Here is a 6230-nt window from a genome sequence, read left to right as displayed (position 1 = left end):
CAATAAACCTCTGTTACATATTTAAATCTTTCGATAATTTTCTATTAAATGAGTCTAAAGCATATGTAGTCACATCCATATCACCAGATTTAACTAGAACTAAACCACCTCTTTTGGACATCTTTTGCATGCCTTGAGAAATCTTTTTTAAGGAAGTTAATGCGCTATCAATTGCCTTTTTGTTAAGAATGATTTTATCACCATCATCAACTCCGAATTTCTCTACGATATCCAGCATCTGCTCAGTGATAGAGCGTTCGCTCATACGCATATGTATGTGTCTTGTTCTAGCCATTTGTTTATCCCCGTGGGTTATCTGATGTATCTATAATGGTATCTTTTTGGGTTTCTGTAAAGTTCTTTTTGTGTGTTATTTTGAGTTTTTAGCATAACCCAAAATAAGTGATTGATAAAAAAGGCTTTTTTTTTACTCGCTCTGTATGTAAAGAGATATATAGCTATCAATTTTGTAGTCGTGTGTGTTTATCGAAGGTAAACGAGAGTGATTTCTGTACGGAGATGTCCCAGTTCTTGGCTAGTTGCGAGTAACGATTCTTTATAATTGCAGTGGTTCGTAAGTTCTTTCATGCGATCTTGAGCAAACGTGTGGCGCAGTCCGTGGACGCCATGAGACCAGCCCAACTCTCGTTTAGATGCCTTAGAGAATGAATCTGAAAAAGCATGACCGTACCCTATGTCGTAGCGAAGTTTGTATTTGATTTTACGATCAGTAACGTATTTGGGTTTATCAACTGCAACGATTGTAGTATCGATAACTCTCAAACATCCATTTTGATTTACGCGCAGAGGTGAACCCTATCTAGATTAGATGCTAGTATGTACTTATAGTAAATACCATAAGTACATACTATTTATTTCATTTTGTTTATTAGGCTTAATAGCAGCTCTCTGCTAGATTTTGCGCCAGACTTCTTCATTGCGTGTTTAATCATGGCATATTCGAGCGGATTAACTTTCATTGTGTGGATGCCGTAGCGCGCTTCATTAGCATTGTCTGTATTTGATTTGATGTACTGTTTCAGATCATCTAATGCGTCTATGTGTTGTTTTTCAGAATTCCAGTGAGCTACGTTTTTTGTGCGTAATTCACGTTGATACTCTCTGCGTTCAGCATTGTCTTTTTCTCTGAGAGCGCTCTCAGTTGTTAAGGCTTCTCGAGAGTTTGGTGTAGTTTCTTTTTGATTCAATAAACTCATAAGATCACCTCGTGTATGAACTGCGAAATTTCTTTCTTCGTGTTCGATGTACAAACATCTTCACTAAAATCCTCTAAGAGAGGGAGCGACCATTTGCTTATAACGGCATCGAGTTCTTGAAGTTGTTTTCGTCTTGAGTAGTAGCCTTTTGTCAAGGGCCTACGTACCTTTGAAAATACGAATTTGTATTTACCTGAGAGGTTGAGTTCGTGCATTTTATCTAAAATGAACGGCACCTCTTTAAAACATCTCGCGCCGGTGGTAATTGGGATTACAATTTTCACGTCGTCTATTTGTGCTGCAGCATTTAACAAATCCAGATTTTCTTGAGTGAACGAACCCGCCGTGTCGTACAAATGAATAGTCGCGTTTTCGTTTGTGATTAACTCAACGTGTTGTTGTTGATCTGTATTTTGTACGTTAACTGTGTGGCCGAGTCGTTGAAGCTCGCGTGATGTGTAGTCGCAGAGCGTGCTTTTAGCGACTCCGCCCTTGGTGTTAAAGAAGATGATGTGCATGAGTTTACCTCTATTAGTACATACAAATAGTATATACTAATAGTATGTACCTATAATAAGTAATCCCTTATTTTTTAGTGGTTCTCTCTTTAATTTCCAGTTCTAGTTTTTCAGCGTAGTCTCGGTCAACTATCTTTGCGTAAGTAGCCAGTTTTCGCAAATCAGGAAGTGACATAAGCAGGGATGAATCGTACTTCTTCAATGACTTTCGGTATTCAAGAAGAAGCTCGAAGTTCGCTCGCATCCACTGACCTTCTTCATCGGACCCAGTCAGCACACGAGGCCGACGTTTAAGTCGCGGTCTAAGTGGTTTGGGAGTTAAGAATTTCTCTACCACATAATGAAAATCAAAACCTATAATCGAACGCCCAGATCGGACTGTTGTGAGATTGACTGTCAAATCAGTTTTGGAGTTAATTTTCCCTACCGCTGGTTCTAAAACGTACCTACGGAAATCAGCGGTATTGTAACCATTTGAAATTTGCGCTCTGCGTTTTATATCTTCAATATCAATATGGAGCCTAACCAGACCATTGTCGTCACGGTGTTTTTTAAAGTCCTGGGCTTGTTTGAGCCATTGGTAAAGTCGTATAGAGAAGGGAGTGTCGAGTTGTGCCATATTTTCTAGTGTAATTGGCGTGAATCTCTCGCTCAACTCAAACATGAGTGGCTTAAGATCTGGGTGGAATATTAACTCTACCGACTTACCTTTATTTGATTTCGGATAGCGAGATTTAAATACCCAAGGGAAGGCTTCGATATTCTTATCGTCATCTAATTTAATGACTGATTTCTGTAACTCTTCCACAGCATGAACTAGCTCTTCATAAACAGCGTTACTCTTAATGTTGAATGCTTCGGCGTACTCAGTGAAAGTAATTTCGACACTGGTAGCGGCCTGTTTGCTGTTGTATTTGGTAGCAGCAAAAAAAACGAGCCTCATAGCGTTTAGCTTCAAAGAGTAACTCGAAGCTAATAGGTCGTTGTGATGAACAATTGTTCTTGCCTCTAGTTCTTTAGGTAGTTTCATATCAGGCTCTTACATGGAAGTCGGAGATAACACCATCCATATAATGTAATTATCTTCAATGAATTGCAAAGTTATCCACCCTAAATTCATCCATATGTTCTCCCTAATTCATCCATATGTTCTCCCTAATTTATCCATACATTCTCCCTAATTTATCCATGCGTTTAATTCTAAGTCATTGAAAATAAACAACAAAAAACCTCCGTAAAGGAAAGCTTTAAAGGAAATATAAACAAACAACTAAAGTTATTTGATCCTTTTTTTAAAGAAACAGTGCTTTTTTAAAGCTAAAAACCTATGTTTTACTTGGTGAGATCTAGATCTACTCAAAATTTAAAGTTGCGAGCTGGGTTCCAAAAATACTGCGCTCCTTTTGTTTACAGTGTGTTAGGTGTTTTTTTTGGTTCGTCTATGCATTCCCGAATTTATCCATATATGGCATTGATCCGCTAATGATCATGATCTGCCTTTGATGTTTAGTTAAGCCGTAATTTGTCCGTTCTTGGGCGTCATTCTCCAGCTAAACGTTATGGTGCGTTCTTGTGGTGATATGTTAAATGGCCTCGTTAGCTGCTTATTTTGAGCCTCTGGGCACCATTTAGAGCGCTCTGCAGTGTTTCCGCATGCAAACCCTCATCCGAACCACTAGAAATAGCCTAGATCGCTTGTGAGCGATTCTGTCACGCATTGTTATCACGTTGTCACGTTCTGGGTTCGCTTCATTTCCCTGCTGTAAACCTCGAAAACTTACCTAAAGTCTGTGTCGACCTGGGTTTGTACTGCCATTAAAATATGCTATTATGTGTAAAACACATAGACACACATTTAATCAAGGGTAAACATGAACATTACACAGTTTGAGTCACCTAGAGCCCGTGAATCTCACGAAGAATTAAAGCTGGCGTTAGGAACTGAGAACAACCCAGCCCAGTGGATGATGTTCATGGAAACCGTTGAGCGCCTACTACCTGAGCTGTCCGAGCAAGGCCGTTTACCGAAGGAAGTCTTGACTCGAACCTTTATCGGCCAATTAGGGTTCGAGTCTTGGAAAGAATACGTTGAATCAAGTGAGGGTTTAAATTGGAAGATCGGGGGCTGGAATGCGTACAGGCGAGCGTGGTCGAGTGTCAAAGTGGCGCCGTACTTAAGAGAAATGGAGATCAAGGCCGGTTGGGTCAACTCACTGGCGCGTTCGTTAGCAAAAGATGGATTAGATTTCCCAGAGACTAAGGCGGATCTTGATGCGCTGCTTGAACAGCAAGAGCGGTTGCGATCTGAGGCTAAGGAAAATACGCAGAGCGCTTTAAAAGAGAGAGTCATTCAGTTGTCTGCCCAGGTTGAAGAATTGAAAGTGCTACTGGGTGCAAAAGAGAATGAAACTAATGCGCTAGAAAAACAGCTGATTTTGAAGGATGGAGATATTGCAGCGATGCAATTGCAGTTGCGTGGCCAAACAGAAACATCGGCACTGCAAGTTGAAAAAATGCAGATCGAACTCGATGCGGAACGTGCCCAGTTTAAGGTTCTGAAGAATGAAAATGAACAGCTTAAAAATGAGCTTAATCAGCCGGTGAAAATATCGAGAATAGAGGCGTTAAAACTAGCGCTGTTTGGCAGTTAGTTCTGCAAAAAAAGGCATGGGTGTTGGGGTCTTAAAAAGAGCCTAACACCCATTTTTTTGTGCGTTGATTACCTTACTAATCTAGGTATGGCCATAGCGCCAATCAAGTCGGTTAATCCGATCTGGCAGAAATGCAAAAAGGGATAACTCATCAAAAGAAGTGGCATTCAAATAGCCAAACCCTTGAGCTAAAAACTGCTCAACTACTTGTGCCAACAAGCGAAATGGTCAGTCGCAATACTGTGTAATTGCCTCCCTTTGAGAGTTTCAAACTGCCGACCAGTGCAGTAATTACTAGGGGTCAGAGCACAAAAGTGCTCACTACGATGTTGCTAACGCATCATCGTATCAAGATAGCATGATATCAAGCTATCGTAAGGAGGAATGACTGAGCTGAACAGATTAAACAGGATGCCATCGACATCAAAACGATGTGGTTTGCTCTACCAACAGACAACAGAGAAATAGTCTTAGCCAGGCGTACGCTCTTTTTTGAGCGGGGAATATGAGGCGCATAAATGCGTTGGCCATATGTACTTACAAGAAGGTAACAGCTCAGTGGTAAATAAAGAGTGGAAAGAATCGCTGGATAAGCGAAAAATGAAATTCAATTTTGATGATCCTGCTTCTGAACTAGAGGCTATTCGTGTTCATCGAGCAGTTCTACAGAGTAGTAAAAGAACTCGTCGTTCGAAGTTGGATAATTATCGACTTGAGTTGCGCAAATTGAGAGAAGCAGGTGCAACCCTTGCTGAATTGCTTGAGTTCTTAAAATTGCAGGGCGTTGAATGTAGTTATTCAACTGTGCAGCGTTGGATGAAAAAAGATGAGTAAAAATAAGACTAGAACGCCAGAGCAAAAAGCGGAACAGCAGGCACTAAACGTGCTTGCTGATTTGCGTGCGAGTGGAGTGAAGATGTCCGATGGTTCATCAAGAAATTACAGCACTGCACTAAAGGCTCTAGCGCTACATATGAATGAAGTGCACCGGCTTCCATTGCGCAAGGCTAGCCCTGCACATGTGAGTGAATTTTTGAGTGATAGAGCGATTGAGGTCGGCCAGAGTTCACTGAATATGTCCCGTCAGGCCTCAGAACGCATGCTACATTTCACCAAGGCGCTAGCACCTGATGAAAAATTAGAGATGGTGCTAACTGAGAAGGCGGAAGTGCTTGAATCGAGAGCTTACAGGCAAGATCAGGTCGAGTATGTTGTTACTGGGCAAAGAGATCGTCATGCAATATCGTCGAGAATCGCTGATAACGCAGGTTTGCGAGCGCACGAGTTGCTGACTATCGCGCGAATGGATGAGATTTCTGTTGATGATAGGCCTGTTTCGGACGATAAATTTTTGGGCCGAGAAAACGACGTCGCTTACGTGGTGAAGGGGAAGGGAGGGCTGATTCGAGAAGTTCGATTGTCCCCAGAGTTAGCCTCGGAGTTGGAATCTCGCAGGCACGAAAAAGCAGTTCGAGTGATGGATCGAGGTATTCAATACGCTCAGCGTTATGATATTGGCGGTGGTAAAAATTGGAGTGATTCATTTTCACGATCATCAAAAGCGAATCTTGGTTGGAGTCATGGAGCGCACGGCTTGAGGCATTCATACGCACAACGCCGAATGGAGTTTCTGACGCGCACGGTGGAATACAATTGTGCGCTCCAAGCGGTGAGTCAAGAAATGGGGCATTTTCGCACGGAGATAACAAAGGTGTATTTGCGTTAGCGGATACACTTTGCGGATAACGGCAGCACAGACTGCCGTTGAATATCCGTTTAGGATATTCAGCGGTAATGTGCGTGTAAGGCTGCAATGCCTTGCTGGGTGGGGTCGCTCGCTATGT

The 6230-nt window shown here is 41.9% G+C and carries 7 protein-coding genes; 3 read left to right on the top strand and 4 right to left on the bottom strand.

From position 1 onward, the window contains the following. Positions 1–13: 13 nt before the first annotated feature. The 4 genes from AB4585_RS22240 to AB4585_RS22225 form a co-directional block, all read right to left on the bottom strand. Complete coding sequence (locus AB4585_RS22240) at positions 14–295, bottom strand: hypothetical protein (RefSeq protein WP_133126241.1); 282 nt, start codon at positions 293–295, stop codon at positions 14–16. Between the two features lie 577 nt (positions 296–872). Then, positions 873–1217, bottom strand: a complete 345-nt coding sequence (locus AB4585_RS22235) for a hypothetical protein (protein WP_102329156.1) — start codon at positions 1215–1217, stop codon at positions 873–875. Next, positions 1214–1735 carry a ParA family protein gene (locus AB4585_RS22230; protein WP_102329157.1) on the bottom strand — a complete coding sequence of 174 codons (522 nt, stop codon included), beginning with the start codon at positions 1733–1735 and terminating at the stop codon, positions 1214–1216. Before AB4585_RS22230 ends, AB4585_RS22235 begins: the two co-directional genes overlap by 4 nt. 67 nt (positions 1736–1802) lie before the next feature. Continuing rightward, positions 1803–2765, bottom strand: coding sequence for a replication initiation protein (locus AB4585_RS22225; RefSeq protein WP_102329158.1), 963 nt, complete (start codon positions 2763–2765; stop codon positions 1803–1805). Positions 2766–3606: 841 nt separating this feature from the next. Between AB4585_RS22225 and AB4585_RS22220 the strand changes: the two genes are divergently transcribed. The 3 genes from AB4585_RS22220 (at position 3607) to AB4585_RS22210 (ending at position 6112) form a co-directional block, all read left to right on the top strand. Further along, positions 3607–4386 (top strand): hypothetical protein, encoded by a 780-nt coding sequence (locus tag AB4585_RS22220; protein WP_102329159.1) that lies wholly within the window; start codon positions 3607–3609, stop codon positions 4384–4386. A gap of 531 nt (positions 4387–4917) precedes the next feature. Next, positions 4918–5220: a hypothetical protein gene (locus tag AB4585_RS22215; RefSeq protein WP_102329160.1), complete on the top strand. Its 303-nt coding sequence runs from the start codon at positions 4918–4920 to the stop codon at positions 5218–5220. Beyond that, complete coding sequence (locus AB4585_RS22210) at positions 5213–6112, top strand: site-specific integrase (protein WP_102329161.1); 900 nt, start codon at positions 5213–5215, stop codon at positions 6110–6112. The genes AB4585_RS22215 and AB4585_RS22210 overlap by 8 nt, the downstream gene beginning before the upstream one ends. Positions 6113–6230: the final 118 nt, after the last annotated feature.

Source organism: Vibrio sp. 10N.222.49.C9 (assembly GCF_041474985.1).
GTDB lineage: Bacteria > Pseudomonadota > Gammaproteobacteria > Enterobacterales > Vibrionaceae > Vibrio > Vibrio crassostreae_C.
Note: the sequence above shows the minus strand (reverse complement) of the source record. Positions and strands in the feature narration are given on the sequence as shown.